This is a genomic window from Gilvimarinus sp. 1_MG-2023, from assembly GCF_030548285.1.
Genome location: NZ_JAUOSC010001896.1, coordinates 1 through 229 on the forward strand (window position 1 = coordinate 1; position 229 = coordinate 229).

Below are 229 nucleotides of genomic sequence, written 5' to 3' on the forward strand. Positions count from 1 at the left end.
CGTAATGATCACAGGGAGCTGCCTTTGTGGCGCAGTAACGTACACCATTACTGGCAAGGTCGGGGATATCGTTCATTGTCATTGTGTTACATGCCGCAAGGCACATGCGGCGGCTTTTTCCAGTGTAGCGGCGGTTGCCGATGCGGATTTTGTGGTGTCGGGGCGTGAATCGTTGACGGCGTATGAATCATCACCTGGCAAGCAGCGCTATTTTTGTTCACGCTGTGGT

Annotated in this window: 1 protein-coding gene; it reads left to right on the forward strand. The window is 53.3% G+C overall.

The window, feature by feature from the left end:
* Nucleotides 1–4 precede the first annotated feature (4 nt).
* Nucleotides 5–229 (forward strand): GFA family protein (locus tag Q4563_RS23945; RefSeq protein ID WP_442903882.1); only part of this gene is annotated, 225 nt, incomplete at its 3' end.